Here is a 23,453-nt window from a genome sequence, read left to right on the forward strand (position 1 = left end):
ATCAAGGAAGGATTATAAGATTCATGGATATATATGATGAAATCATAAAAATGAAGCAGAATAATGAGCCTTGTATGACCGTGACGGTTGTTGAAAAAACAGGTGACGGTCCGGTTGAACTTGGTAAAAAAATGTTAGTCGGTGTCACCGGTAAACGTGTGGGTACCGTCGGTGGTGGTGCTCTTGAACATCAAGCCATAGAAACCTGCAAAGACTTACTAAAAGCGCAAAAAAGTCATTTGGAAAAATACCTTTTAAAAGAAGGCGAGATTGTTGGTCAAGCCACCACATTACCTATGACCTGTGGTGGTGTTGTGACACTTTTTTACGAGTATATTGGACATGGTGCTCATATCTACCTTTTTGGTGCAGGTCATGTCAGTCAAGCACTCTGCCATGTTCTAAAGACCATGAACTTTTATGTGACCGTCATTGATCATCGAAAAGAAGTCGTTGATCAATTTATAGGTGGTGACGAAGTGCATCATCATGATTTCGTTGATTTTATTGAAACACAGGGGATAGCTAAAAACGCCTATGTGGTCGTATGTACACCTTCACACAAGTATGACTACGATGTCATGCACAAAATCATTGAGAAACAATTAGAATTAAAGTATGTAGGTATGCTTTGTTCTAAGAACAAGCTAAAGGACTATTTAGTAAAAACCTATGATAAATTTGGTGAAAGCCTTAATCTATCCAACCACTATGCACCTATAGGTATTGATACCGGCGGAGGATCACCGGCAGAGATTGCAATATCCATAAGTGCAGAAATATTGGCCGTATATTATAACAAAACGGGCAATAAACATATGCGAGATGCCTATATAAGTAAAGAAAAATAGGTATAGAAGGAGATTAATATGTATGATTTGGCAATATTAAACGGACAACTTTATATAGAGGGAAGTCTGAAAAAGCAACATCTCTATATCAATGGGGATCATATTGTTGCCATAAGTGATGAGTTGCATCAAGCTAGAGAGGTTTATGATGCGACTGATAGGTGGGTCATGCCGGGATTAATCGACCCTCATGTTCATTTTGAGCTGAACTGTGGCAAATATACGTCTGCTGATGATTTTTACACAGGATCAATAGCAGCGGCTTATGGTGGTATTACCACAGTCATCGATTTTCTTGATCCCATATCCACCGAAAAAGAATTGGAAAAAGCCTTTAATGACAGAAATCAACTGGCCAGCAAGTCCATGATTGATTATAGATTTCATGTCACAGTAAAAGATCCCGTGAATCAAGTCAAGCCCATTGTAGAGACGATGAAAACCCTAGGACTAAACAGCATAAAACTATTCACCACCTATTCAGACTCCGGTAGGCGCACATATGACGGGGAAATCGTTGAGCTATTAAAACTTTCTCGTGAAGAAGCATTCATAGTGTTAGCCCATATAGAAAAAGATGAAAGCATAACCATGGAGCCAAGTTATACAGCTGCGGATTTAACCATAAGTAGACCGGAGATGGCTGAAACAGAAGAAGCTTTAAAATTGGCGACCTTAGCAAAAGAAACCGATGGTCAATTGTATATGGTTCATGTCAGTAGCGGTAATACATTGGAAGCTTTGATAAAAGAATTTCCCGATATACTTGGGAAAAACCTATATCTGGAAAGTTGTCCCCACTATTTTGAGTTTAATGAAGAGCGATTTGAAGGAAGCCAAGGTCATCTTTATACCATGGCACCACCACTTCGTAGTGAAGCCTCCAGAGAAAAGCTCGTTAACGGTTTTGATTATTTGCATACAATTGCTACGGATCACTGTCCTTTTACAGAACGTCAAAAAAAGCAAAAACAACTTTTAGGGATGCCCTTAGGTATTGGTGGTGTTGAACACAGTTTTAGTTTAATGGCGACCAGATATGGCATTAAGGCCATAGAAAAAATGAGTACCATGCCGGCTAAAATATTTGGACTCTACCCTAAAAAGGGGAGTTTGGATGTGGGTACGGATGCCGACATTGCCATATACAATCCTCATATGACCCATAAAATAGAAACGGACCATTCAAAAGCAGGTTATACCGTTTATAAAGATCTAGAAGTAAATGGTCAGATTGAAACCACACTATGCAAAGGACAGTTCATTATTAAGAACAATTCCCTCGTCATCGGAAGTGTAGGCCACTTTATCGGTTAAAGGAGGATGACCATGATTGCACTGACCCATGTTAATTATTATGATTTTAAGACATACGCCGAGGATCAATATATTATTTTTGAGGATAAAATAATTGAGGTTGGGCCAATGACGGATTTTGTGAATCAAGACTATGAAGTTATAGAGGGTATGGATCAATTGGTAATGCCGGGCTTGATTAATGGTCATCATCATATTTATTCTACTTTCGCTAGAGGTTTGATATTGCCTTTTGACCCTGAGAATTTTCAAGAAATACTGGACCAATTATGGTGGAAGCTAGATGGCAGCCAAGATTTGGACAATGTTTATTACTCAGGTATCGTTAGCGGTGTAGAGGGCGTCAAAAACGGTATTACCACCATTATTGACCATCATGCCAGTGGCTTAGATATTAAAGGCTCTTTAGAAACCTTGAAAAAAGCCATATGTGATGAAGTTGGTCAAAGGGGTATATTCTGTTTTGAATGCAGTGATCGGTTTGATATAGACGCTTGTATTGAAGAAAACCTAAGCTTTGCGAAGAAATATCAGACGACTAAAACAGCCGGTCTATTTGGTCTTCATGCAGCTATGTCCTTATCAGAGGAAAGTCTTACTAAGATTTCAAAAGTCATAGAAGACATACCGATCCATATACATATAGCTGAAAGCCATATGGATGAAGACTTAAGTTTGGAGAGATATGGAGAACGCATAATCCATAGACTGGAACGCCATCAACTTTTAAAAGAAAAGAGTCTTTTGGTTCATTGTCTTTATATTGATGAGGACGAGGCTGAACTTATTGCAAAATATAAATGTACAGTGGCTTTAAATGTTACTTCAAATATGAACAATGGTGTAGGATTACCGGACTATAATCTATTTAAAAGAGCAGGCATACCGGTTATTATCGGTAATGACGGTATTGGAAGCGGTATAATGCCGGAATGGCTTAATTTGAATTTTACCATGCATCACAGAGATCTGACACCAGTTAAATTTGGATTAGGTCAAGTCCTGGAAATGGTCAATCAAACATACGTTTATGCATCAAGCATTTTAGGCTGTAAGCTTGGGCGGATTCAGCCAGGTTATGAAGCGGATTTATTGATGATACCCTATATACCACCTACACCAATGAATAAGAATAATGCTTTTGGTCATCTATGTTTTGGTCTGGCAAACAATTTTAATCCAAGCTATGTTTGGTGTGGCGGAAAGATGATTTTAAACCATTATAAGGTTAAGGAGAATCTTATGGACACCTATAGAGAAGCATCAAAGTCAGCTCGCCAGTTGTGGGATAGAATATAAGAGACGTAAAAATCAAAAGACATCATTAAAAGCATAAATTAAAAGGGGGTAATACAATGAGATTAGATATAAGTTTTGACGGCTTAACATTAAAAAACCCGTTAATGCCCGCGTCAGGTCCTTTGGTAGGAGATCTAGAAAAGTTGAACTTTATACGAGATGAAGGTGTAGGTGCAGTTGTTACCAAAACCATATCATCAAAAGCAGCCGTTGTACCAAGACCCTGTATTTATGGAGATCGGTACTTTGTAATGAATTCTGAACTTTGGTCAGAGCATAGCAAAGAAGTGTGGCTTGAAGATATATTGCCGAATTATCGTAAAGAAGATGCACCTTTAATTATATCTGCAGGCTATACCAAAGAGGATATGGCACTTTTGATACCATTACTGGACCCTTACGCAGATGCATTTGAGATATCTACCCACTACGTTGGCAAGGATTTATCGGTGATTAGGGAAACAGTACGTACCATAAGAGCGCATACGACAAAACCCATATACATGAAAGTTAGCCCACATATGGATGATCCGGTCGCTTTTGCTAGAGCCGTTAGAGAAGCTGGTGCCAGTGGTATCGCCGCAATCAATTCACTTGGCCCCACGATGAAGATAGATTTAGCATCTAGAGAAATTATTTATGGTGGTGAAAGTGGTTTTGTTTGGACGTCCGGTCCGGCTATTAAGAACCTGGCTTTAGCAACAGTCTATAAGATTAAGCAAGCCATGCCGGATTTTACCGTTATTGGTGTTGGCGGGGTTTCTAGTGCGGAAGATGTTATAGAATTCCTATTAGCAGGTGCCAGTGGTGTTCAGATGCTGTCAGCAGCACTTTTAAGAGGCAAAGACCTATACAGTAAGATTATAAAAGATCTACCCGAAGCCCTTGAAAAACATGGTTTTTCCTCTATTGAAGACGTCACTAGGGCAGGACTTACCAAGACAATAAGCTATGAACCGGTCGTACCAAGCGTGGATACGCAGCTTTGTACCCAGTGTATGCTGTGTGTTAAGATTTGTCCGTATTTTGCAATCCGTTTTGAGAACCAGATTCTTTTTGATCAGGAAAAATGTTTCGGTTGTCATTTATGTATCAGTAAATGCCCGGTAAAAGCTATATACGTAGAAAGCAACTAAGAATATCACTGGAGGTGGTATGGTGTTAGACATTAGCAAGTCCATTAATAAGGTGGACAATTTTGAAAAAATAACAGGTACAGCCAAGTATATTGACGATATAAAACCGGAAGGGTGCCTCTACGCTAAAACCCTAAGAGCTACTATCCCAAAGGGCCGCATTGTTTCAAGAGAATATCCGGACATGCCCGAGGGATATGCTATTGTTGATTATCAAGACATAAGCGGTCAAAATTTTGTGAAAATTATTTTTGAAGATATGCCTGTTTTTGTTGAAGAAACAGTCAACTATTATGGTGAACCTATTTTATTAGTGGTTGGTGAAGATAAAGCCACGATACTAAGCTTGATGGATCAGATTAGCATTCAATATGAATCGGAGGAACCGGTTTATGATTATGTAGACAGTAAGATTCATAAAAGTTATATCAAAGGTCAAGGTGAAGCTGTTTTTGACAAGGCTTATAAGATTATTGAGCACACCTATGAGACCGGCTATCAAGAGCATGTTTACATAGAGCCACAAGGTGTCATTGCTTTGTATGCACCGGACAAGATTTCTCTGATTGGTTCTATTCAATGTCCTTATTATGTTAAGAACGCGCTCATGAATGTATTAGATTGTAAAGAAGACGAAGTAAGGGTGGAACAAGCGACAACAGGTGGCGCTTTTGGTGGGAAAGAAGAGTTTCCGTCTTTAATCGCCTGTCAAGCTGTCGTAGCAGCCAAGAAGATGAAAAAGCCTATTAAGCTCATTTATGGCAGAGAAGAAGATATGGCCTATACAACCAAACGTCACCCTGCAAAGATTAAGATTGAAGCGGCCATTTCTAAAGACCATAAGATTATGGGACTTCGAACCCATGTTGGTTTAGATGGTGGTGCTTATATAGGCCTTTCCGGCGTTGTACTTTTAAGAGCGATGATTGCGGCTACCGGTGCTTATACCATAGATCACCTAAGTATTACAGGCGATGTATATATAACCAACACGGTGCCAACAGGTGCTTTTAGAGGCTTTGGCGCACCACAAATGATTTTTGCCGTAGAATTGATGATCCATCATATTGCAAAAGAGCTTAAAGAAGATGCCTACAAATTAAGAATGAAATACTTGGCAAAAACAGGTGATGTAACATCTACCAGTGGTCATTTTATTGAACCTATTATTATGGAAAAAATGATTGAAAAGGCTATGTTGATGTCCGACTATGAAGCCAAAATAAAAAAGTACAGTCATGAAAAAATGAATAAAGGTATTGGCATGAGTTGGTTTTTACACGGATGTGGTTTTACCGGTAGTGGAGAGCAAGTTCATATCAAAGCCATTGTACGGTTAAAAAAAGATGCGCTAAACAGGGTTCACATCTTAGTTGCCAGTACAGATATGGGGCAAGGTGTTAAAACGACCTTTAGAAAGTTAGTCGCACATAAGTTGAATATACCCATGGAGCAAGTCATCTTTGAGAATCCGGATACGGATAAAGTGCCTGACTCAGGCCCAACAGTTGCCTCCCGTACAATGATGATTGTAGGAGGGTTATTGGCAAAAGCTGCAGACCAGCTTAGTCAAAAATGGAAAGATCAAGAAGAAGTCATAGTTGAAGAACGATATAAACAACCGGAACACATAAGGTGGGATGATGAGACCTTGCAAGGTGATGCATACCCGGCTTATTCTTGGGGTATTAATGTTGTGGAAGTCGAAGTGGATCCTGTTACCTTCGAGGTAACTTTACTTGGTGTTTGGTCGGTTTATGATGTGGGTAAAGCCATTGATGAACAGGTTATTTTGGGCCAGGCAGATGGCGGTTTACTACAAGGGATTAGCTACGGCATGCTAGAAGTCATGAAGAATAAAGACGGACGGGTACAACAAAAGACTGTAACAGACTATATCATACCCACGGCCAAAGACACGGTATTTATGGATACGGAACTGATGGACAACCCTTATGCCCTTGGCCCTTACGGTGCAAAAGGCGCAGGTGAGCTCACTTTGATTGGCGGTGCTCCTGCAGTTGCGCTGGCCATAGAAAACGCAATTGGTAAGCATGTAACTAGGATACCTGTGGTACCGGAATACATTATGGAGTTGATGAAAAATGGTTGAGGTAAAATTTGAATTAAACGGAGAAACAGTCATCACAAAAGAAGATCCGACCAAAAGACTATTGGATGTTATTAGAACAAGCTTTGGTTTAACCGGACCTAAAGAAGGCTGTGGCGAAGGAGAATGTGGTGGATGTGCGGTATTGATAGATCATAAGATTATGAATGCTTGTATAACACCCCTTGGCAATGTTCACGGGAAATCAGTAGTGACCATCGATGCATTTGCCAAGACTCAAAGAGGTCAGGCGATTAGGAAGGCATTTGAAACCCATGGTGCCGTTCAATGCGGCATATGTACGCCAGGTATGGTTATAGCAACAGAATCCTTACTTCATGCTAATCCTAATCCAACTGAGGCTGAGATTAGAGAAGGTCTGTCCGGTAATTTATGTCGTTGCACGGGCTATAATATGATTGTCAAAGCTATTTTGTCCTTAGTTGAAAAGGAGGGATCTTTGTGGTAAATACCCATTATCCAACATCATATGAAGAAGCCCTCGAATTATTAAATACTTATAAACCGACGATTGTAGCAGGTGGTACTGATCTTATGGTCAGAAAAAGAGCGTGGAGTGATTTGCCCACAAACTTTGACAAGGATGTATTATTCGTTGGACAATTAGAAGAGCTAAATTATATCGATCGTCAAGGCAGCAACATCCATATCGGTGCCGGTGTAACTCTAGAGGATATCATGGATCATTTTCACACGCCAACATTATTATCAGAAGCCATCAAAATCATGGCTTCACCGGCTATAAGACATAGTGCGACCTTAGCCGGCAATGTGGTAAATGCATCACCGGCCGGGGACACTTTACCAGTACTTTATGTTCTTGATAGTGTGGTGGTATTGGAATCTGTTGAAGGCATTAGACATGTGCCTATTCATTCTTTTATAACTGGTCCCGGTAAGACCATTATGAGTCACAATGAAATGATTAAGGAAATCATCTTATCCGGTCATAAGTTTAACCATAGTGTCTATAGGAAAGTTGGCGGACGTAAAGCGGATGCCATCTCAAAGTTATCTGTATGTATGATTATGGATATAAAAAAAGGCATCATTCAAGATTTTAGAGCAGCTTTTGGTGCTGTTGGGCCAACGGTAATTAGAGATAAGGCAATAGAATCTAAACTCATAGGCAAATCATTAACATGGTTGGATGATCATACTGAAGATATCGGTAAATGGTATGAACCGATTATTAAACCTATTGATGACCAAAGGTCTTCGGCATCCTATCGTAAAACATGTACCATTAACCTACTCACGGATTTTATCAAGCATATAAAACATCATGCATAGAACAACGAAAATCTATTTGAGGAGGTAGGACTATGTTAGGCGAAAAGATAAGATTAAAACGTATTGAAAAGGCCATGAGCTTAAAAGATCTTGCAGTGGCATCCGGTTTAACCTCCGGATTTATTAGTCAGATAGAGAGAGATCTTGCAGAGCCCTCCATAACTTCTTTAAGAAAGATAGCAGAAGCTTTGGAAGTAGCTGTATTTCATTTTTTTATTGAAGAAATGCATGAAAATCCGGTGGTAAGAAAAAATGAACGACAACCCATCCAATTTCCCGGTTCAAAAGTTTCTTATGAGTTATTGTCACCGGATCTAAACCGTCAAATGGAGACTTTTCTTGGCAAACTTGAACCTGGTGGTGTCACCTGTGATGAACCTATGGCCCATGCAGGTGAAGAAGTGATTTTTGTTTTAGAAGGAGAAATGCAAATACGCATTGGTAATACAAGCTATAACTTATCAGAAGGTGACACCATATACTACTACGCTAATATACCCCATCAGATTGTAAATCCAGGCAAGCAGTTATTGCGTTTTTTGTCTACAATAACCCCGCCAAGATTCTAGAGTCTTAAGAGGATATAACGATCAGGTAAGGAGGAATGACATGCCGATTAAAGAGATGATTATAGCAAGAGGCGACCAAAAGGCGGAGTTGGTACTGAAAAACTGTCAGGTCGTTAATGTACTTAATGGACAGATTGAAGGCGGCGATATCGCGATAGAAAAAGGTCGAATTGTGGGTGTTGGAGAATATGAAGGACATAGAGAGATTGATTTAAAAAATAAGTATGTATGTCCGGGTTTCATTGATGGCCATGTCCATATTGAATCTTCTATGCTGACCCCATCACAATTTTCAAGGTTGGTTATGCCCAAAGGTACCACCAGCATCATAGCAGATCCACATGAGATAGCAAATGTATGCGGCTTAAACGGCATTGAATATATGTTAAAAGCCAGCGAAAAAGTACCTCTTGATATTTATATCATGTTACCGTCTTGTGTACCCTCAACAGAATTTGAAGTGGCAGGTGCCATTCTTTTAGCTAAGGATCTTAAGAAGCTGAAAGATCACCCTAGGGTCATTGGTCTTGGTGAGATGATGAATTATCCCGGTGTAATTGCCGGTAATGCAATGGTCCATGAAAAAATAGATATGATGTCAGACCGATTAATCGATGGTCATGCACCTGAAGTAACAGGTAAGGCTCTTAACGCTTACATCTCTGCTGGGGTAAAGACGGATCATGAATGTACAACCAAAGATGAAATGCTGGAAAAAGTCGGGAAAGGGATGTATGTCCACTTAAGAGAAGGTTCTGCAACTAGGAATCTTGATGCCTTATTAAAGGGTGTAACCCCAAATAACAGCCGTAGACTTATGTTTTGTACAGATGACAAACAACCCATTGATATTATGAACGAAGGTCATATTGACCATAATGTAAGACGGGCCATTGAACTGGGTCTTAGTCCCATCACGGCGATTCAAATGGCCACTTTAAATGTTGCAGAATGCTACAGCTTAAAAGGAAAAGGTGCCATAGCGCCAGGCTACGAAGCGGACTTGTTAATCTTAGACAATCTGGAACACGTCAGTGTCAGTCAAGTATATAAAAAAGGCATATTGGTAGCATCGGATCACCAACCGCTTTTTGAAGCACCTCAGATTGAAGATGAAAGTGTATTAAACACAGTTAAACTAGAAGATATTAAGTCCATTAATCTGGACCTTAAAATACCAACAGGTATTGCCAGAGTCATAGGTTTAAGAGAAAGAAGTATTATTACAGACCTAGTGATTAGAAAAGTAGATACAAAAGATGATGTTTTCGTACATAATCCTAAGCTAGATCTTTTGAAGTTAGCTGTTATAGAACGACATCAAAATACAGGCAACGTTGGTATTGGTCTTGTAGAAGGTTATGGTCTAAAGCATGGTGCAGTAGCCCTCACCATCGCCCATGATTCTCACAATGTCATTGTTATAGGTGATAATGATACAGATATGAAACTTGCTATAGAAGAACTTAAGAGATGTGATGGCGGTATGACCATCTGTAGAGATGGCGTGGTCATTGAGACACTAAGACTCGAAGTCGGTGGCCTTATGACCAATGCACCTCTTGAAGAAGTCATAGCCAAGATTAAGAAAATGGACCGTTTGGCCCTTGATAGTGGTGTTAGCACAAAAATCGAACCATTTTTAACGCTGGCATTTTTGGCACTTCCGGTTATACCGGAATTAAAACTCACCGATCAAGGTCTATTTGATGTTACTCAATTTGCCTTTGTGGAAATAGATGTATAGAAGGAGGACCATAAATGTCCTATGTATCAGGTTATACCTGCACTTTATGTGAAAAAGAATATACTAAGGACCAAGGACCTATGACCACTTGTCCTATATGTGGTGATCTGGGCATCTTGGATGTGAACTATGATTATAAAAGTATAGCAAAGGTCTTAACAAGAGATGCTCTTAGGGAGAATGAAGAAAGATCCATCTGGCGTTATGCACCTTTGTTACCTGTTGAGTCCACCCATTTAATAAAGACCCTTAAAGTAGGGGGAACACCCCTTTACCCTAGTCAAAATCTGGCGCATCATATAGGCATAGATACCTTACACATCAAAGATGATGGCGTCAATCCGACGGCCTCATTAAAAGACCGCGCCTCTGTGATTGCTGTTGTTAGAGCCATGGAAGAAGGCAAGGACACCATAGCTTGTAGCTCGACAGGGAATGCAGCTTCATCTTTAGCGGGTAATGCTGCTCATATGGGCCTAAAAACTGTTATTTTTGTTCCCAAGCGGGCACCTAAAGGCAAATTAACCCAACTTCTGGTGTATGGTGCTAAGGTAGTTTCAGTTGACGGTGATTATAGAAGCACTTTTGAATTGTCCAAAGCGGCCATTGAACATTATGGTTGGTACAATAGGAATGCAGCCATTAATCCCTATCTTGTTGAAGGTAAAAAGACAGTGGCACTAGAAATAGCAGAACAGTTGTCTTTTGATGTACCGGACTGGGTGGTGGTATCTGTTGGAGACGGATGTACGATAGCAGGGGTCTATAAAGGCTTTTATGACCTCCTGTCCATTGGCTTAATAGAAAAAATGCCAAGACTACTTGGGGTTCAAGCGGAAGGTTGCGCACCCTTTTATCATGCATTTAAAGACAACAAAGCACTAGAAGCCACAGAGGAAAATACCTTAGCTGACAGCATTGCAGTTGGCATACCCAGAAATCCAGTCAAAGGTATTCAAGCTGTTGCAGCTTCTGGAGGTACTTATGTAACCGTAACAGACCAAGAGATATTAGCGTCAATAGCTCTACTTGGAAAAACAGAGGGTATTTTTGGTGAGCCGGCAGGTGTTGCAGGTGTCGCAGGTCTAAAAAAAGCACTGGAGGAAGGTATCATTCATAAAAAAGATAAAGTGACAGTTATTGTAACGGGTAACGGACTTAAAGATGTTGAACATGGCATGGAAGCAGTAGGGGAACCGATGCGACTAAAGCCGGACATCCAGAGTTTTATAAAAATAATGAACGAAGCGGAGGGCATAACAAATGGGTAAAATACCATACGGACCAACCTATGACGAGATGTTGGATCCATCCAAAATCTCAGAAAACATTATGGAGAAAGTGATTTTGGCCAAAGACGAAGAACTTGATCCTTTAAATCTTTTTAATATTACATGGCGAGGTCCTGACAATGAGATTCGCAAGGTGGTACTGCCAAAAGCTATAACCGGCGTGGACGCTAATATTGTTGTTATGCTAGGTAAGTACTTCCCATCCGGTTCTCATAAGGTAGGGCCGGCCTATGCAACACTTATAGAAGGCTGCGTGGATAAAGAAATCATACCGGGAGAACATACGATTTTGGGGCCATCCACCGGTAACTTTGGTATTGGTGTGTCTTACATATGTAATCTGATGGGCTATGAGGCTATTGTCATCATGCCGGATAATATGAGTAAGGAACGGTATGAGAGAATCAAAAGATATGGGGCTCAGCTAGATTTAACACCTGGAACCGAGTCGGATGTTATATTGACCCTAGAACGTACCTACCAATTAATGAAAGAGCCAAAGAATAAAGCTTTAGCTCAGTTTGAGTTATTTCCAAACTATAGATTTCATAGACATGTTACCGGACATAGCGCTGTTGAAGCGGTCAAAGGTATTGGGAACGGTCGTATAGCTGCCTTTACATCTGCCCTTGGTTCATCCGGTACCATAGCAGCCGGCGATCATATTAAACAGGTTTATCCCGATGCGAAAATCGTGGCACTTGAGCCTTATGAGTGTTCAACTTTAACAGATGGCGGCCGTGGCCAACATAGAATCGAAGGTATAGGCGACAAAATGTGTACCTTAATTCATAATGTTCTCAATACGGATTTTGTGGTCATGATAGAAGATGATGATTGTGTCAAAGGTTTGAAGGTCATACATGATGGGGCACATATTCTCGCTGAAGCAGGTGTGGATAAAGATTTTGCTGTATGCCTAAAAGATCTCTTTGGTGTATCAGGTATCTGTAATATACTAGGTGCTATAAAAATGGCCAAGTATCTAAATCTTGGACCGGAGGATAACGTGGTGACCATAGCAACAGATGGTTTTGACCGGTATGACTCCGTTATTCTTGATCTTGAAAGGCGTTCTCTGGAGACTTCAGACAATGTATTACGAAGATGGAAAAAAGATGTCTTTGACGAAGCTGATACAAGTAAAATAACAGACTTTAGAAGTCATGATAAAAAAGAGCAACTTTTTAATCAAAAAGAAAAAGACTGGTTGCCCTTTGGTTATAAAAAAGAGTATTTGGATGCCATGAAAGTACAAGAATTCTGGGATTCGGAATATGCAAAAGTACAAGCCTACAATGCAAAAATCAAAGTACTAAGAGATGAGGATGATGATAATGACAATACCCTTTAATACGATACTAGAAAGCGCCAAAACCTATAGGAATGACATATCTACCTTTCTTAGAGATATGATTCGCATATCCAGTGAAAGCTGTGATGAAAAATTAGTTGTGCAAAGAATAAAGGAAGAAATGGAAAAAGTAGGATTTGATCGCATCGATATTGACCCTATGGGAAATATTCTAGGCTACATCGGCCATGGATCCACTTTGATTGCTATGGATGCCCACATCGATACAGTGGGCATCGGTGAGCTTGCCAACTGGGATTATGATCCTTATGAAGGTTATGAAGACCATGAGATTATCATTGGTCGAGGTGCAAGTGATCAAGAAGGCGGTATGGCTTCTATGGTGTATGCCGGTAAAATTATTAAGGATCTGGATTTAGCGGATGATTATACGCTACTCGTGACAGGAACGGTACAAGAAGAAGACTGTGATGGACTATGTTGGCAGTATATCATAGAAGAATCTAAGATTCGTCCGGAATTTGTTGTCATCACAGAACCCACCTCCTTAAATATTTATCGAGGACACCGTGGTCGTATGGAGATTAAAGTAGAGACCATGGGTGTTAGTTGTCATGGATCAGCACCAGAGCGCGGGGACAACGCCATATATAAGATGGCACCCATCATCACTGAACTTAAAGTGCTTCATGAAAACTTGTTAGACAATGCGTTTTTAGGAAAAGGCAGCTTAACTGTATCTGAGATTTTCTTTAGCTCACCGTCAAGATGTGCCGTGGCCGATGGTTGTGCCATATCCGTTGACCGACGGTTAACCCACGGGGAAACCTATGAATCCGCCTTAGAAGAGATTCGCAATCTACCTTCAGTAAAGGCAGCAGGTGCCAAAGTGTCTATGTATACTTATGAGCGTCCTTCCTATACAGGTCTGGTTTATCCAACAGATGCATATTTTCCTACTTGGGTATTACCAGAAGACCATGAAGCCACTCAAACACTTGTTGATGCCTATAAAGGTCTATTTGATAAAGAACCATTAGTCGATAAATGGACGTTTTCAACCAATGGTGTCTCCATCATGGGTCGATATGAGATTCCATGCATCGGTTTCGGACCCGGTCATGAGGACCAAGCTCATGCCCCTAATGAAAAAACATGGAAAGATGAATTGGTGTATGCAGCAGCTATGTATGCGTCTATTCCAAAAGCCTATATAAAAAGAAAGAGAGGTTTATAATATGCAGACACGATTCAAAGGCAAACACTTTATTACCCTTCAAGATTGGACCAAAGAAGAAATTGATACTTTACTTGAGGTGTCTTTTGATCTGAAAAAGAAATTCGCCATGGGTATACCAACCCCCTATTTACCTTATCAAACGATGTTTTTGATGTTTTTTGAGCAATCCACAAGAACCCGTAATTCGATGGAGGCAGGTTTTGCGCAACTTGGTGGGCACGCGAATTATCTGGATACTTCAACCATGCAGATTAGTCACGGTGAAGTTGCCAAAGACACCGCTATTATCTTATCCAGTTATGGCCATGCGATTGCCTGTAGAAACTGCTTCTGGGAAGTGGGAAACAAATATCTAAGGGAACTGGCAGAACACTCAAGTGTGCCAATCATGAATTTACAATGCGATTTGTACCATCCGATGCAAGGGATTGCAGATTTAATGACCATCAAGGAAAAGGTGGAAACCACCAAAAATCTTAAAGTGTCTATAATATGGGCCTATGCAAAAAGCCATAAAAAACCTATATCCGTACCCTTAACTCAAGCTTTGTTATTCCCAAGGTATGGCATGGATGTGACTTTAGCTTATCCGGAAGGTTATGACTTACCAGACTGGGCCATTGAACAAGCTAAAGAAAATGCAAGACAAAACGGCGGCAAATTTAGAATTACCCATAACATGGAAGAAGCTTATAAAGATGCAGATGTGGTGATTCCTAAGAACTGGGGCAGTTGGGTCAACAATCAAAGTGACGCTGTTATAGATGATCTTTTAGAGTCTTACAAAGGCTGGAAATGTACAGAGGAAATGATGGCTCTAGCCAGTGGTAACGTGATGTATATGCATGCGCTACCAGCAGACAGAGGCAACGAAGTTGAAGACAGTGTCATTGATGGTCCTCATTCCATCGTTTTTGATGAAGCAGAAAATAGGATTCATACATCCAAGGCGGTTATGGTTCTTACTATGGGCGGCAAAGGTTGATATGAAACCAAGTAATGGAGGCGAGCATCCATGGATAAATTAGCGGTCATTGCCATTGGCGGTAATTCCTTAATCAAAGATAACGAGCATCAATTTATTGAAGACCAATACATGGCTGTCTGTGAAACTGTCCGTCATGTGGTGGACTTGATTGAACTGGGAATTAATGTGGTCATCACCCACGGAAACGGGCCACAGGTAGGTTTTATCATGAGACGTTCAGAAATTGCTGAAGAGGTAGAACATATGCATCCGGTCCCTTTGGTGAGTTGTGACGCAGATACCCAAGGCGCCATTGGTTATCAGATTCAACAAGCCATGCAAAATGAATTTAACAAAAGAGGGTTGGGCAATAAAGCAGTTACATTGGTGACACAGGTGGAAGTTGAACCGGATGATCCGGCGTTTCTAATGCCTTCAAAACCCATCGGTACTTTCTATACGGAAGCACAGATCGAACGTATTATAAGTCAACATCCGGATTGGCATATGGTTAAGGATGCCGGTCGTGGCTATAGAAGGGTTGTACCTTCTCCTATGCCAAAGAAAATCATCGAAAGAGAAGCCATCGAGACACTTATTCATGCAGGGTTCTCGGTGGTGGCTGTCGGTGGTGGTGGGATTCCGGTTACCAGAGATGCAGAGGGTAAACTCGTTGGTGTGAATGCGGTTATTGATAAGGATTATGCCAGCAGTTTGTTAGCTACTCAACTGGGTGCAGATTATTTTATTATTTCTACAGCGGTAGATCAGGTCTATATAGATTATAATAAGCCGACTCAAAAGGCTTTGAGTGTATTGACTCTAGACGAGGTCGAAGCTTTGAAGTTGGATAATCAATTTGCACCAGGTAGTATGTTGCCAAAGATTAACGCGGTGACGGATTTCATTAAAGCCGGTGGGAAAAAGGCGATAATTACAAGTCCGGCCTGCTTAAGTGATGCGGTTAAAGGTCTTGCAGGGACAACCATCATCGCTTAACCAAGGGCGCTTACTAGCGCCCAACAGGGACGGTTCTTCCGGCTGACACTTATGAAATTGGTCCAATAGCCTCACGGTTATTGGACCAAAATTTTAAGCTCAACATTTCTAGGAATTCACTCGGAAAACTTTAAATACAGGAATAAATTGATTTTGACGATGGTTTATTTAATCTATATTTGTTCGAGGGTTTGGAAGTTATTTCTAAATCGCTTAGGTGTCATATTCTTATAGAGCTTGAACTGTTCTATGAAATAACTGGTGGTAGAGAAGCCAACGTTTAGAGCGATGTCGGTGACACTTAGTTCTGAGGTGGTTAGTAGGCTCTCGGCCTTTGAAATCCGGATAAAATTGACATAAGCACTAAAATTTCGATTCATGGCGGATTTGAAAAACCTGGAAAAATAGCTGTAACTTACAGCACACAATTTTGCCATATCTTGAATGGAGATTTCTTGGTCAAAATGTTCGTCCACATAGTCAAAGACTTTCTGTAGGCGTTCTATATTGGTTTTGTCAAGGGCTTGGGTTAGGTTTAGATCAAGTCCCTTTTCCTGCCAACTCCTTAGAATCCAAAGAAATACTTCGCCAATATAAGTGCGAATTGCCAATTCAAACCCATAAGCTTTTTTTTGATCCTCTAAAAGAATTTTTTTGATTAAATCCGGTATGGGCGTATCGGCTGTTTCTTCATAGGTAAATAATTTTTGGTGAATAGAGGTCTTCATGGTAAAGGGTAGAACGTATCTAGACTCGAATACAGACTGAGTGGTGGTATAAAGTAGCTCAGGATCAAACCGAATGACAATGTATTTATTAACACCTTCTGAAGCAGCAAAAATATTATGAACTTCCATGGAATTGATCACCACCATATCACCTACGCCAAAGACATAACCTTGACCATCCAGAAAGATATTGATACGACCGGACAAACAAAAGAGTATCTCAATATGGTCATGGTAATGTGAACCGACAATCAGTTTACGACCTTCGATGGCTTGAGTATGGGTTCTAAATGGGTAGGATATACCATCTTCAATGAATTTTTCATTTTCTAAGTAGCCTTCCATCATTTTCTCCTTCATGACAAATAATTGATATTTTTTTGTGATTTTATTATATTATAAATCAGGATGAATAGCTATACTTAAAACATGGAAAAAACATATAAATAATCGTGTGAAGGAGTGAATGAATTGAAAAAAATAAGAATCGGAATTATAGGATGTGGCGGTATAGCCAATAATAAACATATGCCGGCGCTTCTAGAACTGGACAATGTGGAAATGGTGGCTTTTTGTGATATTGATGAAGCAAAAGCTCAAAAAGCGGTGAAAGAATTTGGTGTTAAAGGTGCAAAAGCTTATGTAGACTACAAAGAATTGTTAAAGGATCAGAGCATACAAGCCGTTCACATTTGTACCCCAAACAAATCTCATGCAGAGATTACCGTAGCTTCATTGGAGTCAGATAAGCATGTTATGTGTGAAAAACCTATGGCCAAAACCGCTAAAGAGGCAAGGACCATGTTGGAAGCAGCAAGGAAAACCGGAAAACTGCTTACTATAGGCTATCAGAATCGATATAGAGAAGACAGTCAGTATTTGTACAAAGCTTGTCAAAGAGGGGATCTTGGCGAGATTTATATGGCCAAAGCCCATGCGATCAGGAGACGTGCTGTGCCTACATGGGGAGTTTTCTTGAATGAAGAAGAACAAGGCGGTGGCCCGCTTATTGACATTGGCACCCACGCACTGGACTTAACACTTTGGACCATGGACAATTATAAAGTGAAGAGTGTTAAAGGCAGCGTTTATAGAAAACTAGCAGATCAAACACAAACAGGTAACGCTTGGGGTGATTGGGATACTAAGGCATATACTGTAGAAGATTCAGCTTTTGGGTTTATAACTATGGAAAATGGTGCAACTATATTCCTTGAATCCAGTTGGGCACTTAATACTTTAGAGGTTGGTGAAGCTCAAACCACCTTATGTGGCACCAAAGCCGGTGCAGATATGAAAGACGGACTTAGAATTAACAAAGTTGATTTCAACGAATTAACGACTGTAAAACCTAGTCTAGGTGGCGAGGGAGTTGCTTTTTACGAAGGTACCGCAGAGGAACCGGAAGTAACAGAAGCCAAAACCTTCTACAATGCCATAATAAATGGGACAGATCTTACAGTTAAACCGGAGGAAGCACTCGTTGTCACAGAGATCCTTGAAGCCATCTATGAATCAGCAAAAACAGGAAAAACTATTGAATTCTAGCAAACAGTTTTTGAATTATAAATACCATCAGAAAGAGGTGTATCATGAAATTAAGTGTTTTTACAGTACCTTATAGCAGTCTATCACTAGAAGAAACCCTGAAAAAACTAAGTGCCATAGGTGTACAAGCAGTTGAATTAGGCGCAGGTGGTTATCCTGGAAATGCTCATCTAAATGCAAAGGAGCTCTTAGCAGATGATGAGAAAGCGCAAGCTGTTAAGGCATTGACTAGAAAGTACAATATTGAGATTGCAGCCATATCTTGCCACGGGAATCCTGTTCATCCGGACAAGACCATTGCTAAAGACTTTCACGACCAATTTATCGATGCGGTCCTATTAGCAGAAAAACTAGGCGTACAAACAGTCATCACCTTCTCAGGTTGTCCCGGTGATAGTGAAGGGTCCAAATACCCGAATTGGGTTACCTGTCCATGGCCGGATGATTTTGGCACCATATTGGATTACCAATGGAATGAAGTGTTGATTCCTTATTGGAAAGATACAGTTGAATTTGCTAAACAGCATAATGTCCACAAGATAGCTCTTGAAATGCATCCGGGATTCTGTGTATACAATCCTGAAACCCTATTGCGTCTAAGAGATGCAGTTGGTGAAGTTATTGGTGCCAACTTTGACCCAAGTCACTTGTTCTGGCAAGGTATCAATCCTGTTAGTGCCATAAAAGCTCTAAAAGGTGCGATCTATCATTTTCATGCAAAAGACACCAAGATTGATGAAAGAAATGTAGGTATCAATGGTGTTTTAGATAATAAGAATTATGGTGATGTACTTGGCCGTTCATGGGTGTTTAGAACAGTTGGTTACGGACACGATCAGGAGATATGGAATGATATGATAAGCATGCTAAAGGCTGTAGAATATGATGGTCCTATAAGTATTGAACATGAGGATGCACTAATGTCCATAGATGAAGGTCTATCCAAAGCGATTGAGTTTCTAAAAGAAGTGATTATCTTTGAAACCCCTACAAGTATGTGGTGGGCTTAGTTAGGAGAAGTAAATGTTAAAGCTTGGTATAATCGGATATGGCGGTATAGCGGCCTATCATTATAAAAATCTAAAAAAGTATAAAAGACTAAAAGTAAAAGGTATATATGATCTTAACCCACTTAGACTTGAAGTTGGTAAGAAGGATGGCCTCATAACTTATGCTTCTAAAGAAGCTTTGTTAGCGGATCCGGAGATTGATATTGTTTTGGTAGCGACAACCAACGAAGTTCATAAAGAATTATCTATTGAAGCTATGGCAGCAGGGAAACATGTGATTTGTGAAAAACCGGTTACCATGTCTTCAAAAGAGCTGGAAGCGGTTATGGAAGCGGCTAAGAAATACAATAAGGTATTTACCATCAATCAAAACCGACGGACCAATAAAGACTTTGTTCTCATGAAACGCTCAGTTGAAGCAGGTCTCCTTGGAGATGTATATGTAATTGAATCCAGGGTGGAAGGTTCAAGAGGCATGCCTAAAGGATGGCGCACGATAAAAGCGCTTGGTGGTGGTATGATGTTTGACTGGGGGGTTCATTTGATTGATCAATTGATGTATATGATGGATGAGCCTGTTGTAAATGTCTTCTGTAAGATGTATAACATCGAGTACCCTGAAGTAGATGACAACTTTAGGTTGACCATGACCTTTGAAAGTGGCTTAACCGCCCAAGTGGAGGTCTCTACCAATAATTATATCACCCATCCTAGGTGGTATGTTCTTGGAACTCACGGTACACTGAGGATTGAGGATTGGGATTGTGACGGTAAAATAGTAAGGTGTTTGGACAAGGAAAGTGTATGGGAAGATGAGATTGTCTATACCAAAGCAGGACCAACCAAAACCATGGCGCCTAGACGTCCGGAAACGATTGAGACAATCATCTTGTCTGAACCGATGGATGTGGAAGACAGCATTACCAAAGTCTATGACAATCTTATAGATGCTATTGAAGGTATTAAACCCTTAACCATCACAGCAGAACAAGCCATGAGGGTAATGAGGGTGATGGAAGCTGCTTTTGAGTCTGTTGAAAAGCAACAAGCGATACAAGTTAAGATCTAAAAATGAAGTTATATTAACATCAATAAAAAAGCTGTCTCAAAATATGAGGCAGCTTTTTAGTTATTGAGTATCTATTGGGGTCCCATGAAAACCCTTCCACAGTCTGTATGACTACGGCCTCTAGTTGGTGCGTCCTGCACCAAAAGTCGGCGGTCTGCATCCATGCAGACTTTACAAATTTCATAAGAAAGTTTTCATTTATGCATCATGTCTTGAAGACTGTCATGATGCTTGAAGTTACTTTCTTATGAGCCTAGTCACACAGTCAGTTCCAGGAACTTCATGGTCGATGTAGGTTGTTTTTAATGATTGGTTGCAAATGCAGGGTTATTCCGTTGGGGTGATAACTTTATCTAGGGAAAAATCTTGACAATATAAAATGATTTCCTTCTCGGTCATGGGTTTACCATAATAATAGCCTTGTATAACATGACAGCCTTTTGCTTCCAAATACTCAGCTTGAAATTCTTTTTCCACGCCTTCAGCAACTACGTTAAGATTGAGGGCTTGAGCCAACATGATAATGGAGTTAATTAGGACATAATCTGTATTTGGTTGTGTTATTTCATCGATGAACTTCTTGTCAATTTTCAGCTCTGTTAAGGGCAATTGTTGTAGATAACTAAGTGAGGAATACCCAGTACCAAAATCATCTAGAGATAGTGAAATACCATGAGCTCTAAGCTTCTTAAGCTTACCCAATATGATGTCATAGGATTCAATAAGTATGGATTCAGTAATCTCTAACTGAAGATAAGATGGTTCAAGTTCAAAAGAGGCGAGTGTCTCAATCAAATCATCCACAAAAGAAGCTTCTAGAAGTTGAATGACAGATATATTTACCGAAACAAGGAAAGGCTCTTCCATATGATCTAACATATCAAGGGTAAAACGGATGGCTTGTTCTAGTATACATTGACCAATAGGTAGAATAAGACCACTAGACTCAGCAAGGGGAATGATCTTCAGTGGGGATACGGTGCCAAGTTCAGGACTATGCCATCTAAGCAAAGCTTCAAAACCAACAATTTTATGGGTATTGGAATCAATCTGTGGTTGAAAGTTCAAGGACAATTCTTTATTTTCATAGGCTTTCCTCAAATGTGAGACTAAGATATAATCATTTTCCATTTTATCACTCATTTGAGGTTCATAATGTCTGTAAGTGGATTTTCCGGTCTTTTTCGCATGGTACATAGCCATATCTGCTTGAATCAAAAGTTCATCTAAATCTTGTCCATCATCAGGATAAAGACTGTAACCGATGCTGGCGGTTAAGCGAATGTTCTGATCATCGATGTGGACCGGTCGTATAAATAGATTTTTGAGGTTATTCATCACTTGAAACAAATAGGCTTCTGTATCATCTAGTGTTACTGGAATAAGAAGAATGAACTCATCTCCATTTAGCCTTATTGTAAAAGTACTTTCTTTAAAGTCTTTAAGTCGAACGGCGATAACCTTGAGTACGCGATCACCAAAGGGGTGGCCATAAGTATTGTTTATGTACTTAAAATTATCAAGATCCACAAAAACCAAAGCGGTTTTCTGGGTTTGATTATTTGAGGAGAGTACCATCTGACTAAAATGTTGGTTCAAAAAATTACGGTTAGGTAATGAAGTCATTGGGTCATGATACGCTTCATGTTCAAGATTCAATTGATAGGACAAAAGAGCATTATTTTGAGCTTTAAGTTCTTCTTCAGAAGAGGACAGCTGCTCATTTAATATCTGAAGATCATTTTTTTGATTTAAAATCTTTTTCTCAGACAATCGGTATTTTCTAATGCCGACAATCAGAAAGAAAATAAAGAGTGTCATGATAGTAAGGATGATTTCAATAGTTAGAACCAACTCTGAATAGGTTTCAAAAAAAGAAGATTGCTCATTTAAAATCACAACATCTTCAGGAAGGACATCCTTATCCAAATCAAACCTGCGTAATTGATCTTCGTCGACAGCGGTATAAACCGTTGCTTCTTTTATATGTGCCAAGTCATCTGCATGTTGTCCCTTTAGAATTTGGATGGCTAGCTTGCCCAGTTCTTGGCCTTGTAATCGACCACTTAAAAAAGTACCTCCTGTAATACCGGTGCCAAGTAAAAATGCGTCAATTGAGTAGACAGGTACACTGCTCGTAGAGGCAATTAATCGACCAAAATATTCCGGTGTTTCTATTAAACCATCAATAGAACCATTATAAGAAATCATCATAATGGCACTGTCTTTTTCGAAAGTAGAGACTTCAAGAAGAAGTTCATCAAAGGATAAATGAGATAGGTCGTTTATTTCGTAGGAATCTGAATCGAAATAATTGAGTGCATCATAAAAAGCATCCGCTGTTCGGCGTCCGCTTTCACTTAAATCATGAATGAGATGAATTTTTCTAACCTCAGGTTGTAAACGGGCAATTAATCGAAGAGCACCTATGGGATCCATCTCTTCATAGACGCCGGTGACATTTTTAGAATCGCCAAGAATGTCATTAGCTGACGACCTAATAATACCGCTAAAGACAATGGGAGCATCATGAAACAATTCACGGCGATGATCTAAAGCAAAAGTCAGTCCCATATCATCGGTGGTCAATATCAAATCAATAGGTATATCTTTGTATTTGTTTTCAAGAAATTGACGACTTTCATCCAGAAGTGAGGCATTTGGAAATCTTTTCCAATCTAAAAATTCAGTATAAATGATGGTATTTGGATACTGATCCTTCAAGATCTCAATTAAGCCTTGATTTTGTTCAAAAGTCCACTCATAAGTAAAGTGGTATGCGTTGATGATTAATATATTTCTAGATTGTGATTGCTCACTGGCAATAGTGTAGCTAGACGCCATACAAACTAAAAATAGGGATGCAAAAACAAGCATAACTTTTTTCATAGATAACCTCCTAAACCCTCATATGTAGTACCCTTATACTACAAACTTAACTT

The 23,453-nt window shown here is 39.9% G+C and carries 19 protein-coding genes; 17 read left to right on the top strand and 2 right to left on the bottom strand.

Annotated elements, in window-relative coordinates; genetic code table 11:
• Window positions 1–23: 23 nt before the first annotated feature.
• The 14 genes from PATL70BA_RS12815 to arcC are packed head-to-tail and all read left to right on the top strand — an operon-like array spanning window position 24 to window position 16,156.
• Window positions 24–851, top strand: coding sequence for an XdhC family protein (locus tag PATL70BA_RS12815; RefSeq protein WP_125137736.1), 828 nt, complete (start codon window positions 24–26; stop codon window positions 849–851).
• Between the two features lie 18 nt (window positions 852–869).
• Window positions 870–2,168 carry a dihydroorotase gene (locus PATL70BA_RS12820; protein WP_125137737.1) on the top strand — a complete coding sequence of 433 codons (1,299 nt, stop codon included), beginning with the start codon at window positions 870–872 and terminating at the stop codon, window positions 2,166–2,168.
• 12 nt (window positions 2,169–2,180) lie between these two features.
• Entirely contained in the window at window positions 2,181–3,467 is a 1,287-nt protein-coding gene (locus tag PATL70BA_RS12825) for an amidohydrolase family protein (RefSeq protein WP_125137738.1), read from the top strand.
• Between the two features lie 56 nt (window positions 3,468–3,523).
• Window positions 3,524–4,603: a 4Fe-4S binding protein gene (locus PATL70BA_RS12830; protein ID WP_125137739.1), complete on the top strand. Its 1,080-nt coding sequence runs from the start codon at window positions 3,524–3,526 to the stop codon at window positions 4,601–4,603.
• Window positions 4,604–4,622: 19 nt separating this feature from the next.
• On the top strand, window positions 4,623–6,716 hold the full coding sequence (locus PATL70BA_RS12835; protein WP_125137740.1) for a xanthine dehydrogenase family protein molybdopterin-binding subunit: 2,094 nt from the start codon (window positions 4,623–4,625) through the stop codon (window positions 6,714–6,716).
• Window positions 6,709–7,182: a (2Fe-2S)-binding protein gene (locus PATL70BA_RS12840; protein WP_125137741.1), complete on the top strand. Its 474-nt coding sequence runs from the start codon at window positions 6,709–6,711 to the stop codon at window positions 7,180–7,182. The genes PATL70BA_RS12835 and PATL70BA_RS12840 overlap by 8 nt, the downstream gene beginning before the upstream one ends.
• Window positions 7,176–8,027 (top strand): FAD binding domain-containing protein, encoded by an 852-nt coding sequence (locus PATL70BA_RS12845; RefSeq protein WP_125137742.1) that lies wholly within the window; start codon window positions 7,176–7,178, stop codon window positions 8,025–8,027. The genes PATL70BA_RS12840 and PATL70BA_RS12845 overlap by 7 nt, the downstream gene beginning before the upstream one ends.
• Window positions 8,028–8,059: 32 nt before the next feature.
• The gene (locus PATL70BA_RS12850; RefSeq protein ID WP_125137743.1) at window positions 8,060–8,596 is read left to right on the top strand and encodes a helix-turn-helix domain-containing protein; all 537 of its coding nucleotides are present in this window, start codon (window positions 8,060–8,062) and stop codon (window positions 8,594–8,596) included.
• A 40-nt stretch (window positions 8,597–8,636) separates the two neighbouring features.
• A complete protein-coding gene (gene ade, locus PATL70BA_RS12855) occupies window positions 8,637–10,343 on the top strand; it encodes an adenine deaminase (protein ID WP_125137744.1) in 1,707 nt (568 codons plus the stop codon).
• Window positions 10,344–10,357: 14 nt separating this feature from the next.
• Window positions 10,358–11,614, top strand: coding sequence for a threonine synthase (locus tag PATL70BA_RS12860; RefSeq protein WP_125137745.1), 1,257 nt, complete (start codon window positions 10,358–10,360; stop codon window positions 11,612–11,614).
• Window positions 11,607–12,989: a PLP-dependent cysteine synthase family protein gene (locus PATL70BA_RS12865; RefSeq protein ID WP_125137746.1), complete on the top strand. Its 1,383-nt coding sequence runs from the start codon at window positions 11,607–11,609 to the stop codon at window positions 12,987–12,989. Before PATL70BA_RS12860 ends, PATL70BA_RS12865 begins: the two co-directional genes overlap by 8 nt.
• A complete protein-coding gene (locus PATL70BA_RS12870; protein ID WP_125138487.1) occupies window positions 12,973–14,187 on the top strand; it encodes a YgeY family selenium metabolism-linked hydrolase in 1,215 nt (404 codons plus the stop codon). The genes PATL70BA_RS12865 and PATL70BA_RS12870 overlap by 17 nt, the downstream gene beginning before the upstream one ends.
• 1 nt (window position 14,188) lies before the next feature.
• On the top strand, window positions 14,189–15,175 hold the full coding sequence (locus PATL70BA_RS12875; protein WP_125137747.1) for an ornithine carbamoyltransferase: 987 nt from the start codon (window positions 14,189–14,191) through the stop codon (window positions 15,173–15,175).
• A 30-nt stretch (window positions 15,176–15,205) separates the two neighbouring features.
• A complete protein-coding gene (gene arcC, locus PATL70BA_RS12880) occupies window positions 15,206–16,156 on the top strand; it encodes a carbamate kinase (protein ID WP_125137748.1) in 951 nt (316 codons plus the stop codon).
• Between the two features lie 173 nt (window positions 16,157–16,329).
• Here arcC and PATL70BA_RS12885 read toward each other — a convergent pair whose 3' ends face one another.
• Window positions 16,330–17,244, bottom strand: a complete 915-nt coding sequence (locus tag PATL70BA_RS12885) for a helix-turn-helix transcriptional regulator (protein ID WP_125137749.1) — start codon at window positions 17,242–17,244, stop codon at window positions 16,330–16,332.
• Window positions 17,245–17,346: 102 nt separating this feature from the next.
• Between PATL70BA_RS12885 and PATL70BA_RS12890 the strand changes: the two genes are divergently transcribed.
• From PATL70BA_RS12890 to PATL70BA_RS12900, 3 genes are read left to right on the top strand one after another with little or no spacing between them, the layout of a single operon-like run.
• Window positions 17,347–18,432 (top strand): Gfo/Idh/MocA family protein, encoded by a 1,086-nt coding sequence (locus PATL70BA_RS12890; RefSeq protein WP_334295021.1) that lies wholly within the window; start codon window positions 17,347–17,349, stop codon window positions 18,430–18,432.
• A gap of 44 nt (window positions 18,433–18,476) precedes the next feature.
• Window positions 18,477–19,442, top strand: a complete 966-nt coding sequence (locus tag PATL70BA_RS12895) for a sugar phosphate isomerase/epimerase family protein (RefSeq protein ID WP_125137751.1) — start codon at window positions 18,477–18,479, stop codon at window positions 19,440–19,442.
• A gap of 13 nt (window positions 19,443–19,455) precedes the next feature.
• The gene (locus PATL70BA_RS12900; RefSeq protein WP_125137752.1) at window positions 19,456–20,511 is read left to right on the top strand and encodes a Gfo/Idh/MocA family protein; all 1,056 of its coding nucleotides are present in this window, start codon (window positions 19,456–19,458) and stop codon (window positions 20,509–20,511) included.
• A 327-nt stretch (window positions 20,512–20,838) separates the two neighbouring features.
• Here PATL70BA_RS12900 and PATL70BA_RS12905 read toward each other — a convergent pair whose 3' ends face one another.
• Window positions 20,839–23,400 (bottom strand): EAL domain-containing protein, encoded by a 2,562-nt coding sequence (locus PATL70BA_RS12905; protein ID WP_125137753.1) that lies wholly within the window; start codon window positions 23,398–23,400, stop codon window positions 20,839–20,841.
• Between the last annotated feature and the right edge of the window lie 53 nt (window positions 23,401–23,453).

Origin of the sequence: Petrocella atlantisensis, assembly GCF_900538275.1 — a bacterium.
Classification (GTDB): domain Bacteria; phylum Bacillota; class Clostridia; order Lachnospirales; family Vallitaleaceae; genus Petrocella; species Petrocella atlantisensis.